This is a genomic window from Aeromonas sp. 600479, assembly GCF_049175515.1.
Lineage (GTDB): Bacteria > Pseudomonadota > Gammaproteobacteria > Enterobacterales > Aeromonadaceae > Aeromonas > Aeromonas veronii_A.
The window spans coordinates 106,958-132,917 of record NZ_JAAKVF010000009.1; the positions used below are offsets into that span (position 1 = coordinate 106,958).

The 25,960-nt window shown below is 57.6% G+C and carries 31 protein-coding genes and 1 other RNA gene; 16 read left to right on the plus strand and 16 right to left on the minus strand.

Going from position 1 to position 25,960, the window contains the following annotated elements; translation table 11 throughout:
* Window positions 1–2: 2 nt before the first annotated feature.
* The 4 genes from rsmH to rsmI form a co-directional block, all read right to left on the minus strand.
* Window positions 3–941 carry a 16S rRNA (cytosine(1402)-N(4))-methyltransferase RsmH gene (rsmH, locus tag G5149_RS11475; protein WP_216979975.1) on the minus strand — a complete coding sequence of 313 codons (939 nt, stop codon included), beginning with the start codon at window positions 939–941 and terminating at the stop codon, window positions 3–5.
* Entirely contained in the window at window positions 942–1,400 is a 459-nt protein-coding gene (gene mraZ / locus G5149_RS11480) for a division/cell wall cluster transcriptional repressor MraZ (RefSeq protein WP_216979974.1), read from the minus strand.
* Between the two features lie 442 nt (window positions 1,401–1,842).
* Window positions 1,843–2,229: RNase P RNA component class A (gene rnpB, locus G5149_RS11485), an RNA gene on the minus strand.
* A gap of 158 nt (window positions 2,230–2,387) precedes the next feature.
* Window positions 2,388–3,221 (minus strand): 16S rRNA (cytidine(1402)-2'-O)-methyltransferase, encoded by an 834-nt coding sequence (rsmI, locus tag G5149_RS11490; protein ID WP_421212470.1) that lies wholly within the window; start codon window positions 3,219–3,221, stop codon window positions 2,388–2,390.
* A gap of 199 nt (window positions 3,222–3,420) precedes the next feature.
* Here rsmI and G5149_RS11495 point away from each other — a divergent pair, with 199 nt between their 5' ends.
* Genes G5149_RS11495 through dolP form a run of 4 tightly spaced genes read left to right on the plus strand, consistent with a single transcriptional unit; the run spans window position 3,421 to window position 6,704 of the window.
* Window positions 3,421–5,208: a penicillin-binding protein activator gene (locus tag G5149_RS11495; RefSeq protein ID WP_421212471.1), complete on the plus strand. Its 1,788-nt coding sequence runs from the start codon at window positions 3,421–3,423 to the stop codon at window positions 5,206–5,208.
* Window positions 5,150–5,521, plus strand: coding sequence for a YraN family protein (locus tag G5149_RS11500; protein WP_216980256.1), 372 nt, complete (start codon window positions 5,150–5,152; stop codon window positions 5,519–5,521). Before G5149_RS11495 ends, G5149_RS11500 begins: the two co-directional genes overlap by 59 nt.
* 9 nt (window positions 5,522–5,530) lie before the next feature.
* Window positions 5,531–6,121 carry a D-sedoheptulose-7-phosphate isomerase gene (locus tag G5149_RS11505; protein ID WP_005341724.1) on the plus strand — a complete coding sequence of 197 codons (591 nt, stop codon included), beginning with the start codon at window positions 5,531–5,533 and terminating at the stop codon, window positions 6,119–6,121.
* Window positions 6,122–6,125: 4 nt separating this feature from the next.
* Window positions 6,126–6,704 (plus strand): division/outer membrane stress-associated lipid-binding lipoprotein, encoded by a 579-nt coding sequence (gene dolP / locus G5149_RS11510; protein ID WP_216979972.1) that lies wholly within the window; start codon window positions 6,126–6,128, stop codon window positions 6,702–6,704.
* A 42-nt stretch (window positions 6,705–6,746) separates the two neighbouring features.
* On the opposite strand, the gene G5149_RS11515 is transcribed toward dolP, so the two are convergent.
* The 8 genes from G5149_RS11515 to zapE all read right to left on the minus strand — a co-directional run bounded on the left by G5149_RS11515 (window position 6,747) and on the right by zapE (window position 12,920).
* Window positions 6,747–7,172: a ClpXP protease specificity-enhancing factor gene (locus tag G5149_RS11515; RefSeq protein ID WP_041234002.1), complete on the minus strand. Its 426-nt coding sequence runs from the start codon at window positions 7,170–7,172 to the stop codon at window positions 6,747–6,749.
* Entirely contained in the window at window positions 7,169–7,798 is a 630-nt protein-coding gene (sspA, locus tag G5149_RS11520) for a stringent starvation protein SspA (RefSeq protein ID WP_005336279.1), read from the minus strand. The genes G5149_RS11515 and sspA overlap by 4 nt, the downstream gene beginning before the upstream one ends.
* Before the next feature lie 87 nt (window positions 7,799–7,885).
* Window positions 7,886–8,620 carry a cytochrome c1 gene (locus tag G5149_RS11525; RefSeq protein WP_421212472.1) on the minus strand — a complete coding sequence of 245 codons (735 nt, stop codon included), beginning with the start codon at window positions 8,618–8,620 and terminating at the stop codon, window positions 7,886–7,888.
* Window positions 8,617–9,834, minus strand: coding sequence for a cytochrome b (locus tag G5149_RS11530; RefSeq protein ID WP_005341735.1), 1,218 nt, complete (start codon window positions 9,832–9,834; stop codon window positions 8,617–8,619). Before G5149_RS11530 ends, G5149_RS11525 begins: the two co-directional genes overlap by 4 nt.
* Before the next feature lie 2 nt (window positions 9,835–9,836).
* Complete coding sequence (petA, locus tag G5149_RS11535) at window positions 9,837–10,427, minus strand: ubiquinol-cytochrome c reductase iron-sulfur subunit (RefSeq protein WP_040068840.1); 591 nt, start codon at window positions 10,425–10,427, stop codon at window positions 9,837–9,839.
* Window positions 10,428–10,722: 295 nt separating this feature from the next.
* A complete protein-coding gene (rpsI, locus tag G5149_RS11540) occupies window positions 10,723–11,115 on the minus strand; it encodes a 30S ribosomal protein S9 (RefSeq protein WP_005336286.1) in 393 nt (130 codons plus the stop codon).
* A 15-nt stretch (window positions 11,116–11,130) separates the two neighbouring features.
* Window positions 11,131–11,559: a 50S ribosomal protein L13 gene (rplM, locus tag G5149_RS11545; RefSeq protein WP_005341737.1), complete on the minus strand. Its 429-nt coding sequence runs from the start codon at window positions 11,557–11,559 to the stop codon at window positions 11,131–11,133.
* Between the two features lie 266 nt (window positions 11,560–11,825).
* On the minus strand, window positions 11,826–12,920 hold the full coding sequence (gene zapE / locus G5149_RS11550; RefSeq protein WP_216980255.1) for a cell division protein ZapE: 1,095 nt from the start codon (window positions 12,918–12,920) through the stop codon (window positions 11,826–11,828).
* 140 nt (window positions 12,921–13,060) lie between these two features.
* On the opposite strand from zapE, the gene G5149_RS11555 reads away from it, so the two are divergent.
* The 12 genes from G5149_RS11555 to G5149_RS11610 all read left to right on the plus strand — a co-directional run bounded on the left by G5149_RS11555 (window position 13,061) and on the right by G5149_RS11610 (window position 23,985).
* Complete coding sequence (locus G5149_RS11555; RefSeq protein ID WP_216979970.1) at window positions 13,061–13,441, plus strand: YhcB family protein; 381 nt, start codon at window positions 13,061–13,063, stop codon at window positions 13,439–13,441.
* Between the two features lie 81 nt (window positions 13,442–13,522).
* The gene (locus tag G5149_RS11560) at window positions 13,523–14,884 is read left to right on the plus strand and encodes a Do family serine endopeptidase (protein WP_421212473.1); all 1,362 of its coding nucleotides are present in this window, start codon (window positions 13,523–13,525) and stop codon (window positions 14,882–14,884) included.
* A 107-nt stretch (window positions 14,885–14,991) separates the two neighbouring features.
* A complete protein-coding gene (degS, locus tag G5149_RS11565) occupies window positions 14,992–16,113 on the plus strand; it encodes an outer membrane-stress sensor serine endopeptidase DegS (protein ID WP_005341742.1) in 1,122 nt (373 codons plus the stop codon).
* 320 nt (window positions 16,114–16,433) lie between these two features.
* Window positions 16,434–16,796: a PRD domain-containing protein gene (locus G5149_RS11570; protein ID WP_216979968.1), complete on the plus strand. Its 363-nt coding sequence runs from the start codon at window positions 16,434–16,436 to the stop codon at window positions 16,794–16,796.
* A complete protein-coding gene (locus tag G5149_RS11575) occupies window positions 16,797–17,162 on the plus strand; it encodes an SFCGS family glycine-rich protein (protein WP_005355141.1) in 366 nt (121 codons plus the stop codon).
* Window positions 17,162–17,458, plus strand: coding sequence for a DUF4312 family protein (locus G5149_RS11580; protein WP_005341745.1), 297 nt, complete (start codon window positions 17,162–17,164; stop codon window positions 17,456–17,458). Before G5149_RS11575 ends, G5149_RS11580 begins: the two co-directional genes overlap by 1 nt.
* A 39-nt stretch (window positions 17,459–17,497) precedes the next feature.
* Window positions 17,498–18,274 carry a DUF4311 domain-containing protein gene (locus G5149_RS11585; RefSeq protein ID WP_005355143.1) on the plus strand — a complete coding sequence of 259 codons (777 nt, stop codon included), beginning with the start codon at window positions 17,498–17,500 and terminating at the stop codon, window positions 18,272–18,274.
* Window positions 18,275–18,285: 11 nt separating this feature from the next.
* Window positions 18,286–18,936, plus strand: coding sequence for a DUF4310 family protein (locus G5149_RS11590; RefSeq protein ID WP_421212474.1), 651 nt, complete (start codon window positions 18,286–18,288; stop codon window positions 18,934–18,936).
* A gap of 42 nt (window positions 18,937–18,978) precedes the next feature.
* Window positions 18,979–20,118 carry an amidohydrolase/deacetylase family metallohydrolase gene (locus tag G5149_RS11595; RefSeq protein ID WP_421212475.1) on the plus strand — a complete coding sequence of 380 codons (1,140 nt, stop codon included), beginning with the start codon at window positions 18,979–18,981 and terminating at the stop codon, window positions 20,116–20,118.
* Window positions 20,102–21,217, plus strand: a complete 1,116-nt coding sequence (locus G5149_RS11600) for a DgaE family pyridoxal phosphate-dependent ammonia lyase (RefSeq protein WP_421212476.1) — start codon at window positions 20,102–20,104, stop codon at window positions 21,215–21,217. Before G5149_RS11595 ends, G5149_RS11600 begins: the two co-directional genes overlap by 17 nt.
* A complete protein-coding gene (gene dagF / locus G5149_RS11605; protein ID WP_288729328.1) occupies window positions 21,217–21,975 on the plus strand; it encodes a 2-dehydro-3-deoxy-phosphogluconate aldolase in 759 nt (252 codons plus the stop codon). The genes G5149_RS11600 and dagF overlap by 1 nt, the downstream gene beginning before the upstream one ends.
* 105 nt (window positions 21,976–22,080) lie before the next feature.
* Window positions 22,081–23,985: a BglG family transcription antiterminator gene (locus G5149_RS11610; RefSeq protein WP_288729329.1), complete on the plus strand. Its 1,905-nt coding sequence runs from the start codon at window positions 22,081–22,083 to the stop codon at window positions 23,983–23,985.
* Window positions 23,986–24,002: 17 nt separating this feature from the next.
* Here G5149_RS11610 and npr read toward each other — a convergent pair whose 3' ends face one another.
* The 4 genes from npr to hpf are packed head-to-tail and all read right to left on the minus strand — an operon-like array spanning window position 24,003 to window position 25,944.
* Window positions 24,003–24,275 carry a PTS phosphocarrier protein NPr gene (npr, locus tag G5149_RS11615; RefSeq protein WP_042024530.1) on the minus strand — a complete coding sequence of 91 codons (273 nt, stop codon included), beginning with the start codon at window positions 24,273–24,275 and terminating at the stop codon, window positions 24,003–24,005.
* 20 nt (window positions 24,276–24,295) lie between these two features.
* Window positions 24,296–25,162, minus strand: coding sequence for an RNase adapter RapZ (gene rapZ, locus G5149_RS11620; RefSeq protein WP_021231839.1), 867 nt, complete (start codon window positions 25,160–25,162; stop codon window positions 24,296–24,298).
* 45 nt (window positions 25,163–25,207) lie between these two features.
* Entirely contained in the window at window positions 25,208–25,654 is a 447-nt protein-coding gene (gene ptsN, locus G5149_RS11625; protein ID WP_005336322.1) for a PTS IIA-like nitrogen regulatory protein PtsN, read from the minus strand.
* Window positions 25,655–25,656: 2 nt separating this feature from the next.
* On the minus strand, window positions 25,657–25,944 hold the full coding sequence (hpf, locus tag G5149_RS11630; protein ID WP_005336323.1) for a ribosome hibernation promoting factor: 288 nt from the start codon (window positions 25,942–25,944) through the stop codon (window positions 25,657–25,659).
* Between the last annotated feature and the right edge of the window lie 16 nt (window positions 25,945–25,960).

Below are 25,960 nucleotides of genomic sequence, written 5' to 3' on the forward strand. Positions count from 1 at the left end.
GCTTACTCCGCTAGCCGTTCGGCAACCCGCAGCACCGAGCTGCGTGATCGGCTGTTTTCAGATACTTCATGATCAGAAGGCTTAAGTGCCTTGCCGACCGACTTCAATTTGCGACCGCCAGCCAGTTGGGCCTCGGTCAGCGGAATGCCGTAAGGCACTTCCGGCCCTTTTTCGTGCTTGCGGATGAAATGCTTTACCAACCGGTCTTCCAGCGAATGGAAGCTAATCACCGACAGACGGCCATGTGGTGCCAGCACTTCCAGTGCACCGTTGAGCGCGGTTTCGATCTCGTCCAGCTCGCTGTTGATATAGATGCGAATGGCCTGGAAACTGCGGGTTGCCGCATGCTTGCCTTTCTCCTTGCTCGGATTGACCCGGGCAATCATCTCCGCCAGTTGGCGGGTACGCACATAAGGCTCGGTCACACGGTCGTGCACAATGGCACGGGCGATCTTCTTGGCAAAACGCTCCTCACCGAAGGTCTTCAGCACCCAGGCGATGTCATCCACATCGGCCTTGGCCAGCCACTCGGCAGCGCTCTGGCCGGAGGTGGGGTCCATCCGCATATCGAGAGGACCATCTTTCATAAAGCTGAAGCCGCGCTCGGCATCATCCAACTGGGGTGAAGAGACCCCCAGATCCAGCAGGAAGCCATCCACCTTGCCCAACAAACCGCGCTCATCCAGATAGGAGGCGATACCGGAGAAGGGGCCGTGCACGATTTCGAAACGGGGGTCCTGGATCTTGGCAGCTTCGGCGATAGCCTGGGGATCGCGGTCGATGGCGATCAGGCGGCCATTGGGGCCAAGGTGTTGCAGGATCAGACGAGAATGACCACCACGGCCAAAAGTGCCGTCGACATAGATTCCGTCCGGCTTGATGGCCAGACCTTCAACGGCTTCGTGCAGCAGCACTGTGATGTGTTCAGCGGCTTGGGTCATTTATAAAGAGAAATCCTGTAGTCGTGGTGAGCTTGCCCAATCGTCCTCGGGCAGACCCAAGATGTCGTCATTGACCTGTTGCTGCCAGCGGGCTTCATCCCACAGCTCAAATTTGTTGAGCTGGCCCACCAGCATGATCTTCTTGTCCAGCCCCGCATGGTTGCGCAGTGGCTGGCTGAGCAACAGACGGCCATTGCCATCCAGCTCGCATTCGGTTGCATGTCCCAGCAGCAGTCGCTGCAAACGGCGTTCTTGCGGATTCATGCTGGAGAGGGTCTTGAGCTTGCGCTCGACCTCTTCCCATTCATTCAGGGGATAGAGCAGCAGACAGGGATGGGCAATATCGATGGTGCAGACCAGCTGGCCGTCGCTTTCGTCGCGCAGCCAATCACGGAATTTGGTCGGAATAGCCAGCCGCCCTTTACTGTCCAGGCTGATGGCATGAGCGCCACGCAACAAATTGCAGTCCCTGAAGGTGAGTGAGCAGGCAGATTGCCCCTCTAAAAACCACTTTGATCCACTTTTCCCCACCTTGAAGTTTAAGGACGTGCAGGGGGCTTTTCAAGCAAGGAGATGGGGCAGAGGGAACATATTGACGCAGCAATTGCATACTGCGGATTGAGTGGGTTGATTTTCCACAAGTTATTTGGCGTTAAACTCTGGTGATTAATTGAAATAAATGAATGGACTGAGAACACACACAATATGCGGGTGCGAACAACCATCCTGGGTTCTGTCACCATCTATCGCTACCATCGTGCTAAATACGAAACTATTCGATTGATTTAAAACATATAATTTCATTCAAAATGACAAGGCCGAAAATATCCTGCCAACGAAGCCATATTTTCTCATGCATAAAAAAGAGCCCCGCGATAAATCGCGGGGCTCTTCGGAATGAGGTCGGAGTCGGCCTGTAAGCCGGGTTCTGTACCGGGTTACCCCGGGTAGCAATCATTCCTCTAGGCCAGCAATCGCTCGCTGGCTCAAGCAACCTACCCGCCCCCAACGCGGGCCGCGCCAATAGGGGCCTATTTGGTCTTGCTTCGGGTGGAGTTTACCGTGCCACGAACTGTTGCCAGTCGCGCGGTGCGCTCTTACCGCACCCTTTCACCCTTACCTGATCCCTTGCGGGCCATCGGCGGTCTGCTCTCTGTTGCACTGGTCGTAGGCTCACGCCCCCCAGGCGTTACCTGGCACCCTGCCCTGTGAAGCCCGGACTTTCCTCCCCTCCGCCCGTCTGTCCCGAGGGACACAACGACGAAGCAGCGATTGCCCAGCCAACTCCGAGGCGCGGATTATAGCCTTGCGATACGCACGGGGTAAACCGGCAATTCCCGTTTACAGCCATTTATCGCGTTTTGGCCCCCCGTTTACAAGGTGAATGCTCGCAGATACAGAGGAGCGTGCTGGTCATAAAACAGTCTGGCGGCCTATTCCACCGACTCAATAGTGCTCGAGACCGTATTTGTAGAGGGCATTCTTCTTCACGCCGTGGATCTCGGCGGTCAGGGCGGCCGCTTTTTTCAGTGGCAACTCGGCCACCAGCAGACCCAGAGTACGGATCGCCTCGGCTGGCAGATCCTCTTCATCTTTGGCGGCGCCAGCCACCACCAGCACGATCTCTCCGCGGCAGCGGTTGTCATCCTCGCCAAGCCAGGTCAGCATTTCGGAGGCTGGCAGACCGTGGATCGACTCGAAGGTCTTGGTCAGCTCACGGCACACCACCACCTGACGCTCGCCGAGAATGCGAGCAATCGCTTCTACTGTATCCTGCACACGCCGCGGCGATTCGTAAAACACCAGCGAGCGGGTGTCTTCGATAACGGCTTGCAGACGATCATCCCGACCCTTGCTCTTGGCGGGCAAGAAGCCTTCAAACGCAAAGCGATCGGTGGGCAGACCGGCCGCGCTCAGAGCAGTGATAGCGGCACAGGGGCCGGGCAACGGGACCACCTTGACCCCGGCCTCACGACAGCGGGTGACCAAGTGATAACCAGGATCACTGATAAGCGGAGTGCCGGCATCGGAGACCAGCGCAACACTCTTGCCCTCTTTGATCCGACCGATCAGTACATCGGCCTTCTGCTGCTCGTTGTGATCGTGCAGGGCGAAGGTCGGTACCGAGATTTGGTAGTGATTGAGCAGGATACCGGTATGGCGAGTATCTTCGGCTGCCACCAGATCGACACTGCGTAAAATGTCCAATGCACGCTGGGTAATGTCCGCCAGATTGCCGATCGGAGTGGGGACTATATACAGGGTTGGGATGTCACTCATGGGATCTCCGAGTGCCCCGACAATTGTGTCGCCATATTGGCCCGTTTACACTATGGGGAACTTCAACACTGGTCGGGGAATGAACTTGAACCGGGTTACAAAACAGCTAAGTGTATCACGACTCTTCGGCATCATACTCGCGGCAGTACTGCTCGCCGCCTGTGCGTCGGAGCCCAATCAACCGTCAGGACAGTCAGGCATGCCCTCTGCGTTCTCCAATCTGACCAAGAATGCCCAGTGGTATCTTGAGCAGGTGGACCCGGCCAAGCCGGCCGAGGCCTTTACCTGGCAGATGCTGGCGGCACGCAGCTATCTGGCGCTGGGCCAGGCCAAACCGGCCTCGGCACTGTTCCAGCAATTGCAGAAGCAGGCCAAGGAGCCCGTTCAGAAGGCGCAGTTGCAACTGCTGCAAGCCCATCTGTTGCTGGCGCAGGGCCACGCCAATCAGGCGCTGATCCTGCTGGAAGGCAAACCTGAGGTGGTGCTGGATGCCGATACCCAGAAGGATTGGTATCGCCAGCGCGTAGTGCTGCAGCTCGACATCAACAACAAGTTTGGCGCAGCCAAGTCGTTGATTGCACTGGAGCCCTACCTCAATCAGAGCGAGCTGGCGACCAACCATCAGCAGATCTGGTCGTTGCTCAAAAGCATGACCCCTTCCACCCTGCAGGCGCTGGAAGAGGCTCCGGCCCCTGATGTGACCACCGGCTGGTTGCGACTGGCGGCACTGGTCAACGAGTTTGGCGCCCAGCCGAACCTGCTGGCCCGCCAACTGGCAGGCTGGAAGCGCGACTTCCCCAACCATCCAGCCCAGAAGGATATGCCGGCAGGATTGGGCGATCTGGCGGCCACTGCCAGCACCTCGGTGCAACAGATCGCTGTGCTGCTGCCCCTCTCCGGCAATCTGGAGCCGCAGGGTGCCGCCATCCGTAACGGTATGCTGATGTCTTATAAGGAAAATCAGGGGCAATTCACCCTGAACTTCTACGACACCCAGAGCAAGTCGACCGGCGAGCTTTACAAGCAGGCGATTCAGGAAGGGGCAGACATGATCATCGGCCCGCTGCTGAAAGACCGGGTCGAGGAGCTGCTCAAGGCCAATCCGACCGTACCAGTGCTGGCACTCAACGAGCTGGACAAGCCGGTCGTCAACGACACCACCTACTACTTCTCCCTCTCTGCCGCCGCAGATGCCGCGCAGGCAGCCCAGTACCTCTACACCCAGGGCTACCGCAAACCGCTGCTGATCGCCGCTCAGGGGCGGATCGGTTACAGCAGTATCAAGGCGTTCGAGCAGAGCTGGGCCACCCTGAGCCAGGACAAGCCGGTCGTCGCCACCTTCGGTGCCCGCAACGAAGTGCAGGGGATGGTCAAAAATGCCCTTAGCGGCCGCTCTACCGCCCGTGCTGGCGAGGTAGTGCAACTCTCTGATGCCGCACCGCGCAGCATCGATGCCGTTTATGTGGTGGCCAACAGCCTGGAAACCCGGATGATCAAGCCCTATGTGGATGTCTCGGTCAATCCGATGGGCAGCCTGCCCATCTACACCAGCTCCCGTGGCTACGACAGCGCAGCCACCGAGGTCGCCTCCGAGCTCAACGGCATGCATATCGCCGATATGCCGCTGCTGCTTGGCGGCTACGAGAAACAGCGCGAGCAGATCGCTCTGCTCTGGCCGCAGACCCAGGGTGACCTGCTGCGTCTGTTTGCCATGGGCTACGATGCCGTCAGCCTGGCTGAGAACCTCCAGCAGATGCGCAAGGTAGGTGGCATGCAGCAGGCCGGCATGAGCGGTCAGCTGAGCGTGGATGCCCAGGGCAATATCGTGCGGATGCTGAGCTGGGGTACTTACCAGAACGGCAAACTGGTCGACGAGAACGCCGTTCAGCAACTGGAGGAGCCCTCCAATGAAGGAACTATGGAAACGGATGCGCCAGCAGTTGCCGAGCCTGTTCCCCTCACCAACGAACAAGGGACAGCACTTTGAACAAGTCGCTGAACGCTGGTTGCAGGCACAGGGCCTGCAACCGGTAGCTCGCAACTACCGCTGTCGTGGCGGTGAAATAGATCTCATCATGCACCAGGGCCAGACCCTGGTGTTTGTTGAGGTGCGCTACCGGGCCACCGGTAGCCATGGCGGGGCCGCCAGCTCGGTCACCCACAGCAAACAGCGCAAGATCATGCTGGCAGCGCGCCACTATTTGAAGCAACATGCCATCAACGAGGCCAATCAGGCCTGCCGATTCGATGTGATTGCGTTCGAAGGTGACCAGCCAGCCTGGATCCAGAACGCATTTTAAGAGGACCCTATGACTGACCGCATCAAAGAGAACTACACCGAAAGCATCCAGACCAAGATAGCCGCCGCCGAGGCGCTGCCGGATGCCATCCATACTGCAGCCCAGATGATCACCATCTGCCTGCTCAATGGCCACAAGGTGCTGGCATGCGGTAACGGTCCTTCTGCCGCACTGGCGCAGCTGTTTATCTCCGAGCTGGTCAACTGCTACGAGACCCAGCGCCCCTCCCTGCCCGGTATGGCCCTGACCCCGGACATGGCGACCATCAGCGCCATCGCCACCGACCACGGTTTTGAAGAGGTCTACGCCAAGCAGATCCGCGCACTGGGCCAGCCTGGCGACATTCTGGTGGTCATCACCACCACGGGCAACAGCCGAAGCCTGATCAAGGCGGCCGAGGCTGCTCTCTCCCGCGACATGACCATTGTTGTACTGAGCGGCGGCGACGGTGGCGAGATGGCTGGCTTACTGGGGCCAAACGATGTGGAGATCCGAGTACCCTCTGCCCGCCGCCCCCGCATTCTTGAGGTCAACCTGTTGACCCTGCACTGTCTGTGTGATCTCATCGACCAGACTCTTTTCCCGCAACAGGAAGATTGAAACAATGAACAAGCAGATACTCATCCTTGGCCTGCTAGCCAGCTCCTTGCTATTGCAGGGCTGTGCTGCCGTGGTGGTTGGCGGAGCAGCTGGCACCGCCAAGGTTTCTGGCGACCGCCGAACCATGAGCGCCCAGTGGGATGACCAGAGCATCGAGCTGAAAGCAGCCAATCTGCTGGCCGACAACAAACCGCTCAGCGCAGCCAGCAAGATCAGCGTCTACAGCAACAATGGCCGTGTGCTGCTGGTCGGTCAGACACCTTCTGACGTTTACAAGCTGGAAGCAGGCAAGATTGTTGGCCGCATCGAGGGGGTCCGCCACGTCTACAACGAGTTACGCCTTGGTCAGCCAGTCAGCCTGACCACACGCAGCAATGACACTTGGCTCACCTCCAAGGTGAAAGCCGACATGTTCGGCACCAAAAACTTCGATAGCGCCAAGGTCAAGGTGGTCACCGAAAACGGCGAAGTATTCCTGATTGGTCTTGTCACCCGTCAGGAGGGAGAGCAGGCGGTCAACATCGCTCGCCACGTTAGCGGTGTGAAGCGAGTCATCAAGGCATTCGAATACGCCCAGAACTGATAATTATGGATATGAAAAACGCAGCCAATTGGCTGCGTTTTTTTATTTGATCACTTTCAGGGTCGGACGACCGCTTGGACGCGGAGGTTCCGGCTCTGGCTCCACCGGTGCTTCGGCCTGCTCCAGCCAGATATCGTAACCAGGCTCGGGGGGGAACAGGGTTCCCACGCCGTTCTCCCTAGCATGGATAGCCAGCACGGCCGCCATCGGGATATAGACCTGTTGGGATACCCCGCCAAAGCGGGCGCTGAAGCTGATTGCCTCATTATCCATGTGAAACTGCATTACGGCACGGGGCGCGATATTCAGCACAATCTGCCCGTCCTGAGCAAACTGCATCGGCACCATCACATGGGGAATGTTGACGTTGACCACCAGATGGGGAGTCAGATCGTTATCCAGCAACCAGTCAAAGAACGCCCGTAACAGGTACGGGCGACTCGGCGTCATTGTCGGTTCCATGCTCATACGCCAGCACGGATCTCGCGTTCGGCTTCGGTCAGGGAGGCCTGGAAGGACTCACGCTCGAACAGACGAACCATGTAGGCCTTCAGCTCTTTGGCGCCACGACCGGTCAGGTCGATACCCAGGCTCGGCAGACGCCACAGCAGCGGTGCCATGTAGCAATCCACCAGGCCAAACTCTTCGCTCATGAAATAGGGCATTTCACCGAAGATCGGTGCAATGGCGAGCAAGTTGTCACGCAGTTCGTTGCGTGCTGCTTCTGCATCGGTACCGGCCATGATCTTGTCAGCCAGGGAATACCAGTCCAGCTCGATGCGGTGCATCATCAGGCGGCTGTTACCACGGGCAACCGGATAAACAGGCATCAGGGGTGGATGCGGGAAGCGTTCGTCCAGATACTCCATGATGATGCGTGAGGTGTAGAGTGCCAGCTCACGATCAACCAGGGTCGGTACAGAGTTGTACGGGTTCAGCTCGGCCAGCTCATCCGGCAGATTGGCTGGATCAACCTGGCAGATATCCACGCTAACACCCTTCTCCGCCAGGACAATACGCACCTGATGGCTGAACATATCGTTGGCACCGGAAAACAGCGTCATTACCGAACGCTTATTGGCAGCTACAGCCATTGAACCCTCCCGTCATTAAAAAGCAGAAACGGCAATGAAGCATCTTGGTCTTCATTGCCGTGCATTATATTACCCGTATCTGGTCGCTTAGTGAACGTCGCGCCAGAATTCCTTCTTCAACAGCACAGTGAAGATGAAGAAGATCACGATGAAACCAAGCACCCAGAAGCCCATGCGTTCACGCTCCTGTTGTACCGGTTCAGCCGAGTAGACCAAGAAGTTTACCAGATCCAGTACCGTCTGATCATACTCTTCGTCATCCATTTCACCATTACCGTCAGATTTGATGCTGACAACCTGCTGGGTCTCGACTCCATCGACCGTGTGAGTGACGAACTCGGCACGGGGGGTTCCCTGCAACGGTTCCAACACATGAGGCATACCCACAGACGGGAACACCACATTATTCACCCCAAATGGACGAGTCGGATCCACATAAAAAGAACGCAGATAGGTGTAAATCCAGTCCGCACCACGTACCCGGGCAACCAGAGTCAGATCAGGAGGGGGAGCACCAAACCACTTGGCGGCATCCTTCTCGGACATGGCGCTCTTCATCAGATCACCCACTTTGGCGCCGGTGAAGATGAGGTTCTCCTTCATCAGCTCCTCGGAGATCTCCAGATCGGCAGCAACCCGGTTGTAGCGTTGATACTGGGTAGAATGGCAGCCTGCACAATAGTTCATGAAGGTGGCAGCTCCACGTTGCAGGGATGCCTTGTCGCTCAGATCATAATTGGCTTTGTCCAGATACACGGCCCCAGCATTGGCAAACACCAGTGATGGCAGCAGGGTCAGCACTGCAAATATTATTTTTTTCATTTAAATGTAACCCTCTCCGGCAGCGGCTTGGTGCGTTCGTTTTTGCTGTAGAAGAACAACAGCACGAAGAAACCGAAATAACCCAAGGTACAAATCTGGGCAACCAGCGTCAGGGTCGGCGTCGACGGCAGTACACCCAGCACCCCCAGAATGATGAAGCAGACCACAAACTGGGCGATGTTAAGCTTGTGCAGCTTGCTGCGATAGCGAACAGAACGCACCTTGCAGCGATCCAGCCAAGGCAGCAGGAACAACACCACAATAGAGAGGCCCATCATGATGACGCCAAGCAGCTTGTCAGGTACCGCACGCAGAATCGCGTAGAAGGGGGTGAAGTACCACACTGGCGCGATGTGAGCAGGAGTCTTGAGGCCGTTGGCCACTTCAAAGTTCGGCTTCTCGAGGAAGTAACCCCACATATCCGGCTTGAAGAAAATGATGGCGCAGAAGAAGAACAGGAAGCCAGCCACACCGATCATATCCTTGACGGTGAAGTAAGGGTGGAACGCCACCGCATCCAGCGGCCAGCCGTTCTCGTCCTTGTGCTTCTTGATGTCTATGCCATCCGGGTTGTTGGAACCCACTTCGTGCAGCGCCAGGATATGCATCGCAACCAGCATCACCAAAACCAGCGGCAACGCGATGACGTGCAGCGCGAAGAAGCGGTTCAGGGTCGCACCAGAGATAACGTAGTCACCACGGATCCACAGGGTAAGATCATCACCGATGACCGGAATGGCACCAAACAGCGAGATGATGACCTGGGCCCCCCAGAATGACATCTGTCCCCAAGGTAGCAAGTAGCCCATAAAGGCTTCCGCCATCAGCACCAGAAAGATCAGCATGCCGAAGATCCACAGCAACTCGCGTGGTTTCTGGTAAGAGCCGTAAATCATACCGCGGAACATGTGCAGGTAGACCACCACGAAGAAAGCAGAGGCACCGGTAGAGTGCATGTAACGCAGCAGCCAGCCATACTCCACATCACGCATGATGTACTCGACAGAGGCAAATGCACCCTCCGCAGAGGGGTTGTAGTTCATGGTCAGCCAGATGCCGGTGATGATCTGGTTAACCAGCACCAACATGGCCAGCGAACCAAAGAAGTACCAGAAATTCAGGTTCTTCGGTGCCGGATACTTGGCCATGTGGTCGTTGTACATGGCCGTAAGCGGGAAGCGGTCGTCAATCCAGCCCATCAGTTTGCTCAACATGATCAGGCCTCCTTGCCATCGGCACCGACCAGAATGGTGGTGTCGTTAATGAATTGATACGGTGGAATAACCAGATTCAGTGGTGCAGGCACCCCCTGGAACACACGGCCAGCCATATCGAACTTGGAGCCATGACACGGGCAGAAGAAGCCGGATGTGACCCCCTGCACCTGCTCGCCAAAACTGTCAGGCAGATAAGAAGGCGAACACCCGAGATGGGTGCAAATACCGACCGCGACAAAGATCTCTGGCTTGATGGATCTGTAGCCATTATGTGCATAATCAGGCTGTTGCGGCTCTTCTGATGAGGGATCCCGCAACTTGTCATCATGTGCAGCCAGGGCATCCAGCGTCTGTTTGGTGCGTTTGACCACCCAGACGGGTTTGCCACGCCACTCGACACGGATGAGCTGACCCGGTTCCAACTTGCTGATATCGACTTCAACCGGTGCACCGGCTGCTTTGGCCTTGGCACTCGGATTCCATGACTTTATAAACGGCACTGCGGTAAACGCAGCTCCTACCCCACCAACGGCAACCGTTGACCAGGTAAGAAATCTGCGGCGACCGGTATCAACTGGCGCATTGCTCATCCAAAAACTCTCCCATGTGGACTCCGCACATTCTTATAGTGTCCCTGTTCCCCATTTTTCCCGTGACAACAGCGGCGGAAGCTGGATTTACAATTGCCACAGAAAACAGGGGAAATTTTAAAGAAAAGATAACAACTTGACAAGAAAGAGCGGTGAGCAATAAAAACAATAAAGAAACAATTTTTTGTCTTTTGTGACGCGTGGTTAGCATTGATGTCGGTAATATTACCAATAAAAAAAGCCTGGCGGTTGCCAGGCTTTTTTGACACTCGAAAGAGTGAGCACCAAAAGCGAATTAACGCTTGGAGTACTGCGGACGCTTACGAGCTTTGTGCAGACCGACTTTCTTACGCTCAACCTTACGGGCATCGCGAGTAACAAAGCCTGCTTTACGCAGTTCGGAACGCAGGGTTTCATCGTACTGCATCAGAGCACGAGTGATACCGTGGCGGATCGCACCAGCTTGACCGGAGATGCCACCACCGTTAACGGTGATGTACAGATCCAGTTTCTCGGTCATCTCAACCAGTTCCAGCGGCTGACGAACTACCATGCGGGCAGTCGGACGACCGAAGTACTGCTCCAGGGAGCGCTGGTTGATTACGATCTTACCGCTACCCGCTTTGATGAATACGCGAGCAGTGGAGCTTTTGCGACGGCCGGTACCGTAGTATTGATTTTCTGCCATGTTGCCAGTTCCCGATTAGATATCCAGTACTTGAGGTTGCTGAGCAGCGTGAGCGTGCTCGGCGCCTGCGTAAACTTTCAGTTTACGGAACATGGCACGGCCCAGAGGACCTTTCGGCAGCATGCCTTTAACAGCAGCTTCGATTACCATTTCCGGTTTACGCTGAATCAGCTTGTCGAAGCTGATGGACTTGATACCACCCGGGAAACCGGAGTGAGCGTGGTACATTTTGTCGGTAGTTTTCTTACCGGTAACACGTACCTTCTCAGCGTTTACAACGATGATGTAATCACCGGTGTCAACGTGCGGAGTGTATTCAGCTTTGTGCTTACCACGCAGACGAGCAGCGATCTCGGTTGCGATACGACCCAGAGTTTTACCTTCTGCGTCCACAATGTACCAGTCACGTTTTACGGTTTCTGGCTTGGCAACGAAAGTTTTCATTAAGTTAAACCCAATTACCTGTTACAGACCCAATTGTTTATGGGGGCTCTCCCACAAACAACAAACGATGGCCTACCTGTACCCCTTCGAATACAAGTAAAGCTTAAAGTGTTGCTGTCTTATCGACAGCTGTAACGTGGGCCGAGCGATTATAAGTGAAGTTGCCTTAAATATCACCTGCTAATTTCACTGCCATGAAGCTAGCAAATGTCGCCCGGCCCTACCTGCCGCAGATGCCCATCCGACTGGCAGGCGCGGTATTGTGACTAAGGAAGGTGCACTCTGGCAAGGTATTCGTGCGATTGCATTTCCTGAAGCCGTGAAAGACAGCGTTTGAATTCGAAATTCAGCAGCCCTTCGCCGTAGAGTTCTGCCATGGGAACAGCCGCCGACATGATGAGCTTGACGTGCCGTTCATAAAACTCATCGACCATGGCAATGAAGCGGCGGGCCGCGTCATCCGTGCCTGTGCCCATTGGTTGAACATTGGCCAGCAACACGGTGTGGAACAGCCGGGCCAACTCGATATAGTCGTTTTGGGAGCGGGGAGTACAACAAAGTTGCTCGAAATCCATATAGAGCACCCCTTCTCCCATACCCAGCGACGTCAGCTGACGATGATTGACCTCGAACGCCCCCTCGCAAGCAGTGTGCCCACCGGTTAATTGCTGAAAATAGTGGTCAAGATTAGCTTTTGCCTGCAAATCCAGCGGGCAGTGATAAATCTCGGCTTGTTCCAGCGTGCGCAGGCGATAGTCGATACCGCCATCCACGTTAAGCACTTCACAATGACGCTCGATAAGCTCGATAGCTGGCAGAAAACGGGCTCGCTGCAGCCCGTTGCGATAAAGATCCTGTGGCGGAATATTTGAAGTGGCGACCAGCACGACGCCGTGACCAAACAGCTCCTGAAACAGCGTGCCCAGCAGCATGGCATCGGTGATGTCGGAGACAAAAAATTCGTCGAAACAGATGATGTCTGTTTCGCTAGCAAGCTTACTGGCTACCAGCTTGAGGGGATCGGATTGCCCGCTCAGCCCTTGCAGTTCATCGTGAATACGATGCATGAAACGGTGGAAATGGCTGCGCATCTTGCGCGTCCCCGGCAGGCTGTCGAAAAAAGTATCCATCAGCCAGGTCTTGCCTCGGCCCACTCCACCCCACATATATATCCCGAGGACGGGCTCCGGCGGCTTGGGCTTTTGCAGCCAGCCCAGCAGGCCGCGGGCTCTGGTCGGAGTCGGGGTTTGGCACAAATCCTGATAGAGTCGCTCCAGACGGGCCACCGCCATCGCCTGGGCGGGGTCGGCCACGAAGCCGGGGCGCTGCAAATCCTGCTGATATTTTTGCTGCGGGGTCATCCTGTCGATTGCCTTCAAGTCCCTGAATGAAGGACAAAATGGTATCACGCTCTCGGGGTGCACGGTATAGTGCCATCAAGGCGTAGCGGCCGCTTTGGCCGCATCAACCCACATTCATTTAGCTGTAACAAGGAGCATCTATGAGTCTGTTAAACGGGATCCTGCTGGCTGTCGCGGCCTTGATTATCGGTATCGTTCTCGGCCGTTTTTCGGTGCGTAGTCGCGATGCCGGCCGTCTGGAACAGGAACTGAAAAAGGCCCACAAGGAGCTCGAAAGCTATCAGGGCCAGATCAACACCCACTTCGCCGACAGCGCCGCGCTGATGGAGCAACTGGCCGAACAGTATCAGACCCTCTATCGCCATATGGCGGAGCAGAGCAAATTCCTGGCCAAGGCCCAGGAACCCCTGTTCCGTGAATCATTGGTAGAAGAAGCACCAACCAAAGAACCAGAGGAGCCGGGCGTACCGCCTCGCGACTATGCCGGTGCCTCTTCCGGACTGCTCAAACAACCAAACTAGTTCCTCGCGGAACTAATTGACCTGCCCTGTGGTCTGACCTTGACGATTGCAATGCAACTTTTTCTGGGAGCTGTTTTTCATATGCGTAAACCTCTTTCCATGCTCAGTGTGCTAGCCCTCAGTGTCGGTATCGCCACGTCTGCGGCCCCCGCTCAGGCTGCACTGCCTTCCCTGTTAGGCTCGAATCAGGAGATGCCAAGTCTGGCGCCAGTGCTCGAACAGGTCACTCCTGCCGTAGTCAATATCTCTGTCTCCGGTAAGAAAGTGACCCGTCAGCGCCTACCGGAACAGTTCCGCTTTTTCTTTGGTCCCAACATGCCCGACGAGCAAGTGAGCGAACAGCCGTTCCAGGCTCTCGGCTCTGGCGTCATCATCGATGCCAAGAAGGGGTATGTGATCACCAACGCTCACGTAGTGCACGAAGCGGACGAGATCAAGGTCACTCTGAAGGATGGCCGTGAGTATGCGGCCAAGAAGATCGGTGAAGACAAGCAGTCCGACATCGCCCTGCTGCAAATCAAGGCCGAGGAACTGGTACAGATCAAGTTCGCCGACTCCGACGAACTGCGGGTGGGTGACTACGCGCTGGCTATCGGCAACCCGTTTGGGCTGGGTCAGACCGTCACGTCAGGTATAGTCAGCGCGCTCGGTCGAAGCGGCCTCAACATCGAGAATCTGGAGAACTTCATCCAGACTGATGCGGCCATCAACTCAGGTAACTCCGGTGGTGCCCTGCTCAACCTGCGTGGCGAGCTGATCGGTATCAATACCGCGATTCTGGGCCCGAACGGCGGCAACATTGGCATCGGCTTTGCCATTCCCTCTAACATGGTGCGGGATCTGACCGAGCAAATCGTCAAATATGGTGAAGTACGTCGTGGTCAGTTGGGTATTACCGGCACCGAGCTCACCTCAGACATCGCCAAAACCTTCGGCTACAACAAGAAGGATGGCGCCTTCGTCAACCAGGTCATGCCTGACTCCGCCGCAGATAAGGCGGGCATCAAGGCGGGCGATATCATCGTCAGCATCGATGGCAAGCCGGTTCGCTCCTTCGGCGAGCTGCGAGCCAAGATCGCCACCATGGGTGCTGGCAAGCAGGTCGCGTTGGGACTGATCCGCGATGGCAAGTCACAAACAGCCAAGGTAACCCTGAAGCAAGCCGATGACAGCGAAGTCCGCGCCAGCGCACTGCACCCGGCACTGGAAGGGGCCAAGCTGAGCACCACTACCGATCCGGTATCCGGCGTCGCAGTGGCTGACATTGATCCACGCTCTCCGGCAGCCGCTTCCGGCCTGCAGAAGGGGGACATCATCATCGGGGTCAACCGTCTGCGCATCAACACGTTGGGCGAGCTGAGCAAGGCGCTCAAGAACAAGCCTGACGTACTGGCGCTCAATATCCAGCGTGGTGACTCCTCGCTCTATCTGGTGATCCGCTAACACGCGGTTATTCGCCAACCGCTCTATCACCCGCGGCCTCGCCGCGGGTGATTTTTATCCATTGATAGTGTTATTCTCTGCCCGCAGCCAGCACGGATGAGAATGACATGAAAATCCCCTCTTTAGTCAGTTACTTGGGCAAGTCCATCGGTTTCGGTTTGACCGTCGCCGCACTGCTGTTGCTGCTGTTTCCCAATTTCCGTGGCGGGGCTCAACTGCCCGGCCTGATCACCAATGCCCGCGAACTGAGCTTCTCCTACGCCGCCCACCGCGCCGGCCCGGCAGTCGTCAACATCTATACCCGAAGCTTTGCCTCCAATCAGGGCAATCGCGGACAACTGCAGCCACAGGGGCTGGGCTCCGGCGTCATCATGACCCAGCGCGGCTACGTGCTGACCAACTACCACGTCATCGCCGATGCCGATCAGATCATCGTCGCCCTGCAGGATGGCCGCGTCTTCAGCGCCGAACTGATCGGCACAGACCCGCTCACCGATCTTGCCGTACTTTATATCGAGTCAGATAACTTGCCTGTGATCCCGCAAGATCCGGAACGCTTGCCTGAAGTGGGCGACGTGGTACTCGCCATCGGCAACCCCTATAACGTCGGCCAGACCATCACCCAGGGCATCATCAGTGCGACCGGCCGTACCGGCCTCTCCAGCATGGGGCCCGACAGCAATGGCCGACAGGATCTGCTGCAAACCGACGCGGCCATCAATGCTGGCAACTCGGGGGGTGCTCTGGTCAACGGTAGGGGCGATCTGGTTGGCATCAACACAGCCACCTATCACCTCAACGGCAATCAGGAGAGCTACGGCATCAGCTTTGCCATCCCCTACCGGCTGGCCAAGCGGATCATGGACGAGTTGATCGCCAACGGCCGCGTCATTCGCGGTTATCTCGGCATCTCCAGCGTCGAGATCAACCCCATCGTCGCCCGCATGATGAACCTGGGCGAACTGCGCGGTCTCATCGTCGAGAGTCTGGATCCTGTCGGTCCGGCGGCCAAAGGTGGCCTGCAACGGGGTGACGTGCTGCTCAAGATCAACGGTGAAGCGATCACCGGGGTACGTGCCGCCATGGACAAGATTGTAGAGAGCCGCCCCGGCACCCAGCTGACCATCTCGGTGTTGCGCTCTGGTAAGCCACTCGAGGTGGTAGTGACCATCGAAGAGGATCTGCGCTACCAGAACCGGGCTGCCGCCAGCGCGGCAGGCGCCAGCTAACCTCAACCCCATCTCATCGTTCAAGGGCGGGCAACCGCCCTTTTTCTTGCATGCTGTTTCATAAATACGCCCCGCCTGCGTGAGGCGACTCACACTTTTCGCCAAGGCTCAGCTGCCAGCTGAAAACGGGAAAGTGCGCCTTCGCTCACACTAACCCAGCCTCGTTCAGACCTTTTTCACTCTCTTTTGCCAACAAAAGGCCCTCTTTGACCCCGAATGATCGGGATTTCCGCTTCGAATCGGAAAAAAGCTGCCTCCACTCTCCATCCATGTCGGCTTAGGGTAGAGCCATCCCTTCTGCCAGCCTTGGAGAGCAGACATTGCAAACAGATACCTACGACCAGACCCTGACCCCGGACAGTCCGGCACTGCTGCGCCAGACCGATCAGGTCCTGGCACGCATTCATATTCTGCTGGGCGATCAGGGCATCCACCCCAACGAGGTACAGCAGCAGATGCTGGCCTCCCATATCAAAGCCATGGTGTGGCGCTCCCACAGCGGCGAACCGCTGCCGGAAGTTGACCTCAGCCTGTTTGAGGAGATATCGCCCCTCTCTCTGCGTCTCGCCGAGCAGGTTGTCAGCTGGCTAGAGCGACTCGCCTACGAAGAGGCACACCTCTTGTCCGTCCATTTTGAAGTAGCCAAAGAAAACGAACTCAGCTCAGTAACAGGAGATAACTAAATGACTGCCATCAAACTCGTGATTGGAGATCGTCTCGGTAAAGGTCAGAAAGTAGGTGCAGGCGCGGAAGCTGCAGGTGCCAACGTGACCATCATCCCCGGCATGGCTGCCGATATGAAGCTCGGCGACGTGATGAACAAGGAACAGGCTGATCTCGGCATCTCCTTCTGCGGCAGCGGCGGCGCCGGTGCCATCACCGCCCAAACCAAGTACGGCTACAAGTGCCGCTACGGCATGCGCTCCGTTGAAGAGGGTGTCACCGCCATCAACGAAGGTTGCGTGGTGCTGGGCTTTGGCTTCATGGACAAGGAAGAGCTGGGCCAGAAACTGGTCGAAGCCTTCGCCAAGAAGCACGGACGCGCCTGATGAAAGAGAACTTCACCACCAAGGTCACCGTCAGCGGCAAGGGAACCAGCCGTCAGCAGGCATTTGCCTCCGCTCTCAGCCAGGTGCAGCCAACGCTCCTCAAGGACAACCAGCAGGTACTGCTGCGCATTGAGCCGGTCGATGTACAGGTGCTTAGAGCCGAGGAGTCGGTCCGGGTGGAGAAGTTCCTGTTCTTCTTCCTGCCGCGCCAGCGCCGCGAATACCGCGTCCAGCTGGAGATCACGGTTCAGGTCACCAGTCTCGACGTCGCCAGGGTGACGTTCACCCAGGTGTGATCTCCTGACCGGCACCACCCCACAAGAAGGATACGTTGGATGTTTCTAATCATATTTATCAAGTCTCTCATCATTGGCGGCCTGGTTGGCGTCGGGGTGGGGGCCGGCGCGGCGCGGATGTTCCACGCCCCGACCGTACAGGGCATGGGCGCCTTCCGCACCCTGGGCGAACTCAACTCCTGCGAAGGGGATCCCGCTTCCCACTTCTCGTTTGGTCTCGGCTTCTTCTTCAACGCCTGGGCCTCCACCGTAGCGGCGGGCGCCTTCACCCAGGATGTGGATCACCGCATCATTCCGCACTGGGCCACGGCGGCACTGCTGTTCAAGAACCGGGATCTTGCCACCACCCTGCACGACCCGAAAAAGATGGCCATCGCCGGCGGCATCATAGGTGCCATCGTGGTCGCCTTCCTCAACAGCACGGCTGCTGCCGTCCCGGCCGCCCTGCAGGTCACTGCGGTCAAGGTGCTGGTACCGGCTGCCAACCTGCTGGTCAATACCGTCATGCCGGTGATCTTCTGGCTCGCAGCCATTGAGGCGGGCAAGAAATCCGGTTTCTGGGCCACCATCTTCGGCGGTCTGGCACAGCTCATCATGGGCAACGCGGTACCAGGTCTGGTGCTCGGCATCCTGATCGGCAAGGGCGTGGAAGAGAGCGGCTGGAACCACGTCACCAAGGTGATGATGGCGGCCATCGTCCTGCTGTTCGTGCTGAGCGGCTTCTTCCGCGGCTTCGATATGAAACTGATTGAATCCTTCCATATGGGTGTCCCCCTGTGGCTGGAAAGTGTCCATAACCTGCTGAGCGGCAAATAAGGGGTCACACCATGGATGAGAAACTGACAAACAACTTCTGGTATGCCGACTGGTCATTCCCCATCTTCGTCGGCCTGCTCTCGGCCGGGGTCTTTGCCGGTACCCACATGTTCTATCTGTACGGGGTTGGTGCCTTCAACGAGGTAGCCTTCGTCGCCATGCTGAAAGCCGGAATGGACACGGGTGCCTATGGCGCAGTGGCGGCCTTCGGCGCCAGCTTCCTGTTCGCCCGCATCATCGAGGGATCCCTGGTGGGGATCCTGGATATCGGCGGTGCCATCCAGACCGGGGTTGGCCTCGGAGTGCCAGCTCTGCTGCTGGGGGCCGGCATCGTCTATCCGGTGGAGAACTTCGGCGCCTCGCTGGCAACCGGTATGGGGATTGGTCTGGCCATCGGCTACGTCATCATTCTGGCGCGCAAGTTCACCATCAACCAGAGCAACTCCACTTACGGTGCTGACGTGATGATGGGTGCTGGCAACAGCTCTGGCCGCTTCCTCGGCCCCCTCATCATTCTCTCCGCCATGGGTGCCTCGATCCCCATCGGTATCGGTTCCCTGCTGGGTGCGCTGCTGTTCTACGTGTGGGGCAAGCCCATCACTGGCGGTGCCATCCTGGGAGCCATGCTGCTGGGTACCTTCTTCCCGGTCGCCCTTGTGTAAGTACCAGCCGCCCTGCAGGGCGGCTCGCCAGAGGTTATCAGCATGTACGACATCATCATCAGAGCGGGGCGGCTGGGAGATGGCCAGCTCGTCGATATCGCCATCGGGGAGGGTAAAATCGCCGCCATCGGCTCCCTGCCGGGGGCAGCAACGGCGAGGCAGATCCTGGATCTCGGCGGCCGGGTGCATGTGAGCGCAGGCTGGATCGACGGCCACACCCACTGCTACCCCGCCTCTCCCATCTATCACGATGAACCGGACAAGGTCGGGGTCGAATCAGGCGTCACTACCGTCATCGATGCAGGCAGCACCGGGGCCGACGATGTGGATGATTTCCAGCAGATCGCTGCAGGTTGCAAGACCCGGGTGCATGCCCTGCTCAACATCTCCCGCATCGGCCTGCTACGCCAGAACGAGCTGGCGGATAGCAGAGACCTCGATATGGATCTCGCCTCGGCGGCCATTCGCCGCCACCCCGACTTTATTGTCGGCATCAAGGCGCGGATGAGCGGCAGCGTGATCGGAGAAAACGGTCTGCAACCGCTGCGCATGGCCAAGGCCCTGCAACAGGCTCACGGCCAGCTGCCGCTGATGGTGCACGTGGGTAACACACCGCCTGATCTGGACGAGATAGTTGCCTTGCTGGGGGATGGCGATCTGCTGACCCACTGCTTCAACGGCAAGCCCAACCGCATCCTGACCCCGGCTGGCGAGCTGCGTCAGGCGGTGCGCGAGGCGATGCAGCGGGGCCTCTTGCTCGACATCGGCCACGGCGGTGCCAGCTTCAGCTTCGAGGTGGCGGAGCTGGCGATCCGTCAGGGGATCCTGCCCCGCACCATCAGCTCCGACATCTACTGCAAAAACCGCATCAAAGGGCCGGTCTACAGTCTGGCCCACGTGATGTCGAAGTTTCTCGCCATCGGCATGACGCTGGAGCAGGTGCTCGCCTGCGTCACCCATCAGGCCGCCGATGCCCTGCGCCTTTCCGGCAAAGGGCGACTCGAGGTGGGCGCCGATGCCGATCTGACCCTGTTCGAGGTGAGCAGCGGCCCCACCCTCTTTACCGATACCGAAGCCGGCGCCCGCAATGGCGATCGGCAGTTGCTGCCCCTCGCCGCCCTGGTCGGTGGCGAACTGGTTCTGACTCACTATGGGAAATCACACCATGCCTTCTGTGTATGAGAAATATCAGCTCAAACCGGTGATCAACGCCTCCGGGCGCATGACCATTCTCGGCGTCTCCACCCCCGAACAGGAGGTGGTCGACGCGGTCAACTTCGGCCTCGGCCACTACTTCGAGGTGAAGGATCTGGTCAACAAGACCGGCGCCTATCTGGCGGGCTTGCTGGACGTGGAAGATGCGGTGGTAGTCTCCTGCGCCAGCGCCGGCATCGCCCAGTCGGTGGCCGCCGTGATAGTGCGCGGCGACCCCTACCGCCTCGAGCAGTTGCACGCCCATGCCCACAATGTGCCGAGCGAAATCGTGCTGCCCAAGGGGCACAACGTCAACTTCGGCGCCCCGGTCGGTACCATGGTCAACCTGGGGTGCGGCAAGGTGGTGGAGGCCGGCTACGCCAATGAGTGCTCTGCTGCCCAACTGGCCGCCGCCATCAATGCCAACACTGCAGCCATCCTCTACATCAAGTCCCACCACTGCGTGCAGAAGAGCATTCTGTCGGTGGCCGAGGCAGCCGAGGTCGCCAGGGCCCACGGGCTCCCGCTCATCGTTGATGCGGCTGCCGAGGAGGATCTGCACCTCTACTACAACCAGGGAGCGGATCTGGTCATCTACAGCGGTGCCAAGGCCATTGAAGGGCCCACCAGCGGGCTGGTAGTTGGCAAGCGCCAGTACGTGGAGTGGGTCAAGCAGCAGGCCAACGGCATCGGCCGAGCCATGAAGGTGGGCAAGGAGGGGATCCTCGGCCTCACCCATGCCATCGAGCGCTACCTGGCCAAAGAGAAAGAGAGCGGCGCCGCCATGGTCGTCAAGATGACCCCATTTATCGAGCGTCTGAACCAGCTGTCCGGCGTCACCGCCAAAGTGGTGTGGGACAGCGCCGGGCGCGACATCGCCCGCACCGATATCGCCTTCGACCACCAGCAGATCGGCATGACCACAGTGCAGGTCGTCAGCCGTTTGCAACAGGGCACGCCTGCCATCTACTGCCGTGGCTACAAGGCCAACGAGGGGCATATCGAGATCGATGTACGCAGCGTCACCGTGCCCCAGCTCGACCAAATTCACTCTGCCATTGCCAACCTCGTTCAGGAGAATCGCTGATGTCCCTTACCCCCAACTACTACCGTGATCGGGTCTGTCTCAACGTGCTGGCAGGTTCCAAAGAGAATGCCGTCGAGGTGTACGACGCAGCCGAAGGCCACGTACTGGTCGGTGTGCTCTCCAAAAACTACCCGGATATTCCCTCCGCAGTTGCCGATATGAAGGAGTACGCCAAGCTTATCGACAACGCCCTCTCCATCGGTCTGGGGGCCGGCGATCCACGCCAATCCGCCATGGTGGCCGAGCTGGCCTGCCAGCTGCAGCCCCAGCACGTCAATCAGGTGTTCACCGGTGTTGGCGCCAGCAGGGCGCTGCTCGGCCAGTCACAAACGCTGGTTAACGGCCTGATCTCCCCCACCGGTACGCCGGGTATGGTGAAGATCTCCACCGGCCCGCTCAGCGCCGGGCAGCCGGACGGGATTGTCCCCATCGATACCGCCATCGCCCTGCTCAAGGACATGGGTGGCAGCTCGGTCAAATTCTTCCCCATGGGCGGGCTGGCCTGCCGCGACGAGTATCAGGCGGTGGCCGAGGCCTGTGCTCGCCACGGCTTCTGGCTGGAGCCCACCGGCGGCATCGATCTGGACAACTTCGAGGAGATTGTGCGGATTGCGCTGGACGCCGGAGTCGAGAAGGTGATCCCCCACGTTTATAGCTCCATCATCGACAGTGCGAGCGGGCACACTCGCCCCGAGGATGTGCGCGCCTTGCTTGAAATGGTGAAACAGTTATTACCTGAACATGTAGGTAAAGGCTGATATGCCGCCAGCCACTGGCTGATAGAGTTGGCAGTGGCTGGTTTGTTGGTTGCCCCGTAGTTAACATTGATCCTTTATCTCTCGACAGGAGTCTCGCCCCCCCTCATGATCAAGCTGCCCCACCCCAGACTCCATCAGCTGCTCACGCAACTCCATGCGGCGCCGCTACCTCAGGAGGAGCTTGCTCGTCGCCTTAACGTCTCCACCCGTACGGTACGCACCGATGTGGCAACTCTCAACGAGCTGATTGCTAACCACGGAGCTCACCTTATCCATCAGCGTGGCAGCGGCTACCAACTGAAGATCTACAACCAGGGATTGTTTGATGGATTATTGGCCGCACAGGAGCAGGAGTGTACGCTGCCACGCACTAGCCGTGAGCGAGTACTGCATCTGCAGATCTTGTTGCTAACGGCAGAGCAGGGAATCAAGCTCGATGACTTGGCGGATACCTGGTACCTGAGCCGGACAGCACTACAGGGGGACATGGCGGAGGTACGTGAACAACTCGGCCACTTTAGACTCAGTGTCGAGAGCAAACCCCGACAGGGTATGCGCATCCAAGGCTGCGAAACTGCTATTCGCGCCTGCCTAACCCAATTGCTCTATCAGGAGCTATTGCACAGCACCCAGTTACAGAGCCTGCTGCCAAATATCTGTCCCAGCAAGACGATGGAGGTGGTAGGCAACCACATTCATGCCCAACTCGCTCGCCATCAGTTGCGTCTCGCTGACGAGAGCCTGCAGCAGCTCACGATCTACTGTGCCGTAGCTCTGCTGAGGCAAGCGTCCGGTCACGAACTGCACCAATTCACCAGTGAAGACCTTACCACTCCACTGCTGGAAGCTGCCCGCGATATTTATACTGAGCTACCAACCCTGACGTCACCCACAGATGGCGAAATAGCTAGTCTCGCTATCCAGATCCAGGCTCGTCTGATGGCAGACAGTCCGAGCCTGAGCCCGGTCATGGCAGTGGAAAGCGAACAGCTTGTGACACATTTGCTGACCTACATCCATCAGCACTACCCCTATGACTTGCGTGGTGACCAGCAACTGCGAGCCGATCTGCAGAGCCACATTAGCGCCATGTTGCTGCGGGTCAAATACCAGATTGGCAGCCACAATCCACTGGCAGATCACATCAAGCAGTACTATCCCCTTGCCTATGACATCACCCTGGCGGCCATTTCGGAGTGGTTCAAGCAGACCCCCTACCGACTGACCCACCACGAGATCGGCTATCTGGTGATCCATATCGGGGTAGGTCTGGAACGTAACTATGATATCGGCTACACCAGACGCCCGCAGGCACTGCTGTTATGCGACTCGGGAAATGCCACCTTCAGGGTGCTGGAGGCGCGCATCAGACGAGAATATCCCCAGCTACAGCTGACCACGCTGGAATCGGTGCGTGATTATGACGGGTTGGCACACATCGAGCAGGACTTTGTCATTAGTACCGTCAAGGTGAGCGAGAAGGGGGGACCTGTCGTACAAGTCGACCCCTTCCCGACCCAGTACCAGCTGGAGCAACTCGGCAAGCTGGTGCTGATCGATCGCACCCGCCCCTACATGCTCGACAAATATTTCGATGCGAACCACTTCATGGTGGTGAGTGAACCTCTCAGCCAACATCAGCTTTTTACACAGGTTTGCGATCAGCTGGAAGACGAGGGACTAGTCGAGCAAGATTTCCGCACGTCGCTGCAGGAACGGGAAAGCATCGTCTCCACCATGTTGGGAGAAGGGATCGCCCTGCCCCACTCCCTCGGCCTGCTGGCACGCCGCACTCTGGTTTACACCGTGCTGGCACCGCAGGGGATCGAATGGGGCAATGGCGAAGTCGCGACGCTCATCTTCGTACTGGCCATCAGCAAGGCCGACTACGAAGAGGCTATGGGTCTCTACGACCTGTTTCTGGCACTGATGAACGAAAAAGCCAACAGGAATCTGCTGGCTTGCAGGGATTTTGCCAGCTTCAAAGCGCTGGCGCGTACCGGTTCATAATATCGAGCGAGGAGTGACTACTCCTCGTTGAAGCCGGAGGTGAACAGCTCCACCACGGCAGCAAGGGCCTCCTCCTCTTCGGGGCCCTCTACCTGAACCTCTACCTGCCTGCCTTGAGCCGAATCGAGCATCAACAAGCCAATAATGCTGTCGGCATCAGCCTCCACACCATCTTCATTGCGCAGCAACACATGGGCATCGAAACCCTGCACCAGTTCGAACAGCATCATGGCCGGTCTGGCATGAATACCCAGCTTGTTTTTCACTTCAACCGAGGCGGAAACAGTCATCGGATCGTCCTATTGGTCCGTCAGGATTGGGGGGCACTCTTGTCGAGAGTGCGGTGGCGGATCTGCACGTTCTTGCCAAGCAAGCGGAAAGCACTCGCCAACCGCTCGGCGATAAAGACCGAGCGGTGCTGCCCACCGGTACAACCGATACCGACCGTCAGGTAGCTGCGATTATTGCGCTCCAGATGGGGCAACCAGGTCACCAGCATGTTTTCGATCTGCTGGGTAAACAGCATCACGTCAGCCTGCGCCGAGAGGTAGTTGGCAACCGGTTCATCCTTGCCGGTAAACGGCTTGAGCTCGGGGATCCAGTGTGGATTGGGCAGGAAACGGGCATCGAACACGAAGTCGGCATCCTTGGGAATGCCGTACTTGAACCCGAATGACTCGAAGACCAGCACCAGCTCGTTCTCTTTCTTGCCGAGAACCCGGGTCTTGATGAGCTCGCTCAGGTCGTGAATGCTGAGGGTGGTGGTGTCGATACGCAGGTCAGCAGTAGAAGAGATGGGCGCCAGCAGGTGGGTCTCCTCCCGAATCGCCTCATCCAGCGACAGCTTGTTGCGTGAGAGAGGGTGCAAGCGGCGGCTCTCACCATAACGCTTGAGCAGAGTGCCGTTGTCGGCGTCGAAGAAAAAGCTGGAGAACTCTACCCGCCCCTCATTGCGCACCTGAGCCAACAGATTTTCCAGTTTCTCCGGATCACTCGGCAGGTTGCGCACATCGATGCTGACCGCCAGTTTGTCATATTGGCTCTCCACAGAGACAATCAGCTGGGGCAGCAGATTGACCGGCAGGTTGTCCACACAGTAGTAACCCAGATCTTCCAGCACTCGCAGGGCTACCGTTTTACCGGAGCCCGAACGTCCACTTACCACGATTAACTGCATCTTGTTCCCTCACGCCAAAACGGGTGTCTCATCCTTGGCCTGCTGTCAGGCCGAGGTCATGATCTGATAGAGCTCTTCGTCGCTGGTTGCCTGACGCAACTGGCGGCAAACCGCCTTGTCGCCCAGCTTGGAAGCCATCAGAGAAAGGGTCTTGAGATGCTGCTTGCACTCGCTTTCCGGCACCAGCAAGGCAAACAGCAGGTCAACCGGTTGATTGTCGATGGAGTCGAAAGGAATAGGATCGGCAAAGGTCATCAGGATCGCGGTTGGCGGGAACTCATCGTCAATGCGACCGTGGGGGATCGCAATACCGGCACCGATCCCGGTACTCCCCATCTTTTCGCGGGCCAGCAAGCATTCAAACAGCGCCTGACGGGAGGTGCCAAGGCGTTCGGCGGCCAGCTCGCTGATGATTTCGAGGGCGCGTTTCTTGCTGGTACAAGGGACTGCACTCTTGGTGCAGTCCCGACTCAGTATGTGTTCAAGTTGCATGGTTATTTTTTATTTAACTTATCTTTGTGCTTGATGATCTGCCTGTCGAGCTTGTCGAGCAGGGTGTCTATTGCCGCATACATGTCGGCATGCTCGGAATTGGCAAACACCTCGCCACCGCTGACATGCAGCTTGGCTTCGGCAATCTGGTTCAGTTTTTCCACGCTAAGCACCACATGAACATTGTTGATGTGGTCGAAGTGACGCTCGAGTTTGGCAAATTTGTTATTCACATAATCACGCAGAGCTTCGGTGATCTCGACATGGTGTCCGGTCAGGTTAATTTGCATAACATCATCCTTTTGT

Bases quoted from the DNA above. Each gene is read 5' to 3' on its own strand.
- rsmH (WP_216979975.1), bottom strand. From the start codon at position 941: ATGACCCAAGCCGCTGAACACATCACAGTGCTGCTGCACGAAGCCGTT.
- rsmI (WP_421212470.1), bottom strand. From the start codon at position 3,221: ATGAGTGACATCCCAACCCTGTATATAGTCCCCACTCCGATCGGCAAT.
- G5149_RS11495 (WP_421212471.1), top strand. From the start codon at position 3,421: ATGCCCTCTGCGTTCTCCAATCTGACCAAGAATGCCCAGTGGTATCTT.
- G5149_RS11500 (WP_216980256.1), top strand. From the start codon at position 5,150: ATGCGCCAGCAGTTGCCGAGCCTGTTCCCCTCACCAACGAACAAGGGA.
- G5149_RS11505 (WP_005341724.1), top strand. From the start codon at position 5,531: ATGACTGACCGCATCAAAGAGAACTACACCGAAAGCATCCAGACCAAG.
- dolP (WP_216979972.1), top strand. From the start codon at position 6,126: ATGAACAAGCAGATACTCATCCTTGGCCTGCTAGCCAGCTCCTTGCTA.
- G5149_RS11515 (WP_041234002.1), bottom strand. From the start codon at position 7,172: ATGAGCATGGAACCGACAATGACGCCGAGTCGCCCGTACCTGTTACGG.
- sspA (WP_005336279.1), bottom strand. From the start codon at position 7,798: ATGGCTGTAGCTGCCAATAAGCGTTCGGTAATGACGCTGTTTTCCGGT.
- G5149_RS11525 (WP_421212472.1), bottom strand. From the start codon at position 8,620: ATGAAAAAAATAATATTTGCAGTGCTGACCCTGCTGCCATCACTGGTG.
- G5149_RS11530 (WP_005341735.1), bottom strand. From the start codon at position 9,834: ATGTTGAGCAAACTGATGGGCTGGATTGACGACCGCTTCCCGCTTACG.
- petA (WP_040068840.1), bottom strand. From the start codon at position 10,427: ATGAGCAATGCGCCAGTTGATACCGGTCGCCGCAGATTTCTTACCTGG.
- rpsI (WP_005336286.1), bottom strand. From the start codon at position 11,115: ATGGCAGAAAATCAATACTACGGTACCGGCCGTCGCAAAAGCTCCACT.
- rplM (WP_005341737.1), bottom strand. From the start codon at position 11,559: ATGAAAACTTTCGTTGCCAAGCCAGAAACCGTAAAACGTGACTGGTAC.
- zapE (WP_216980255.1), bottom strand. From the start codon at position 12,920: ATGACCCCGCAGCAAAAATATCAGCAGGATTTGCAGCGCCCCGGCTTC.
- G5149_RS11555 (WP_216979970.1), top strand. From the start codon at position 13,061: ATGAGTCTGTTAAACGGGATCCTGCTGGCTGTCGCGGCCTTGATTATC.
- G5149_RS11560 (WP_421212473.1), top strand. From the start codon at position 13,523: ATGCGTAAACCTCTTTCCATGCTCAGTGTGCTAGCCCTCAGTGTCGGT.
- degS (WP_005341742.1), top strand. From the start codon at position 14,992: ATGAAAATCCCCTCTTTAGTCAGTTACTTGGGCAAGTCCATCGGTTTC.
- G5149_RS11575 (WP_005355141.1), top strand. From the start codon at position 16,797: ATGACTGCCATCAAACTCGTGATTGGAGATCGTCTCGGTAAAGGTCAG.
- G5149_RS11580 (WP_005341745.1), top strand. From the start codon at position 17,162: ATGAAAGAGAACTTCACCACCAAGGTCACCGTCAGCGGCAAGGGAACC.
- G5149_RS11585 (WP_005355143.1), top strand. From the start codon at position 17,498: ATGTTTCTAATCATATTTATCAAGTCTCTCATCATTGGCGGCCTGGTT.
- G5149_RS11590 (WP_421212474.1), top strand. From the start codon at position 18,286: ATGGATGAGAAACTGACAAACAACTTCTGGTATGCCGACTGGTCATTC.
- G5149_RS11595 (WP_421212475.1), top strand. From the start codon at position 18,979: ATGTACGACATCATCATCAGAGCGGGGCGGCTGGGAGATGGCCAGCTC.
- G5149_RS11600 (WP_421212476.1), top strand. From the start codon at position 20,102: ATGCCTTCTGTGTATGAGAAATATCAGCTCAAACCGGTGATCAACGCC.
- dagF (WP_288729328.1), top strand. From the start codon at position 21,217: ATGTCCCTTACCCCCAACTACTACCGTGATCGGGTCTGTCTCAACGTG.
- G5149_RS11610 (WP_288729329.1), top strand. From the start codon at position 22,081: ATGATCAAGCTGCCCCACCCCAGACTCCATCAGCTGCTCACGCAACTC.
- npr (WP_042024530.1), bottom strand. From the start codon at position 24,275: ATGACTGTTTCCGCCTCGGTTGAAGTGAAAAACAAGCTGGGTATTCAT.
- rapZ (WP_021231839.1), bottom strand. From the start codon at position 25,162: ATGCAGTTAATCGTGGTAAGTGGACGTTCGGGCTCCGGTAAAACGGTA.
- ptsN (WP_005336322.1), bottom strand. From the start codon at position 25,654: ATGCAACTTGAACACATACTGAGTCGGGACTGCACCAAGAGTGCAGTC.
- hpf (WP_005336323.1), bottom strand. From the start codon at position 25,944: ATGCAAATTAACCTGACCGGACACCATGTCGAGATCACCGAAGCTCTG.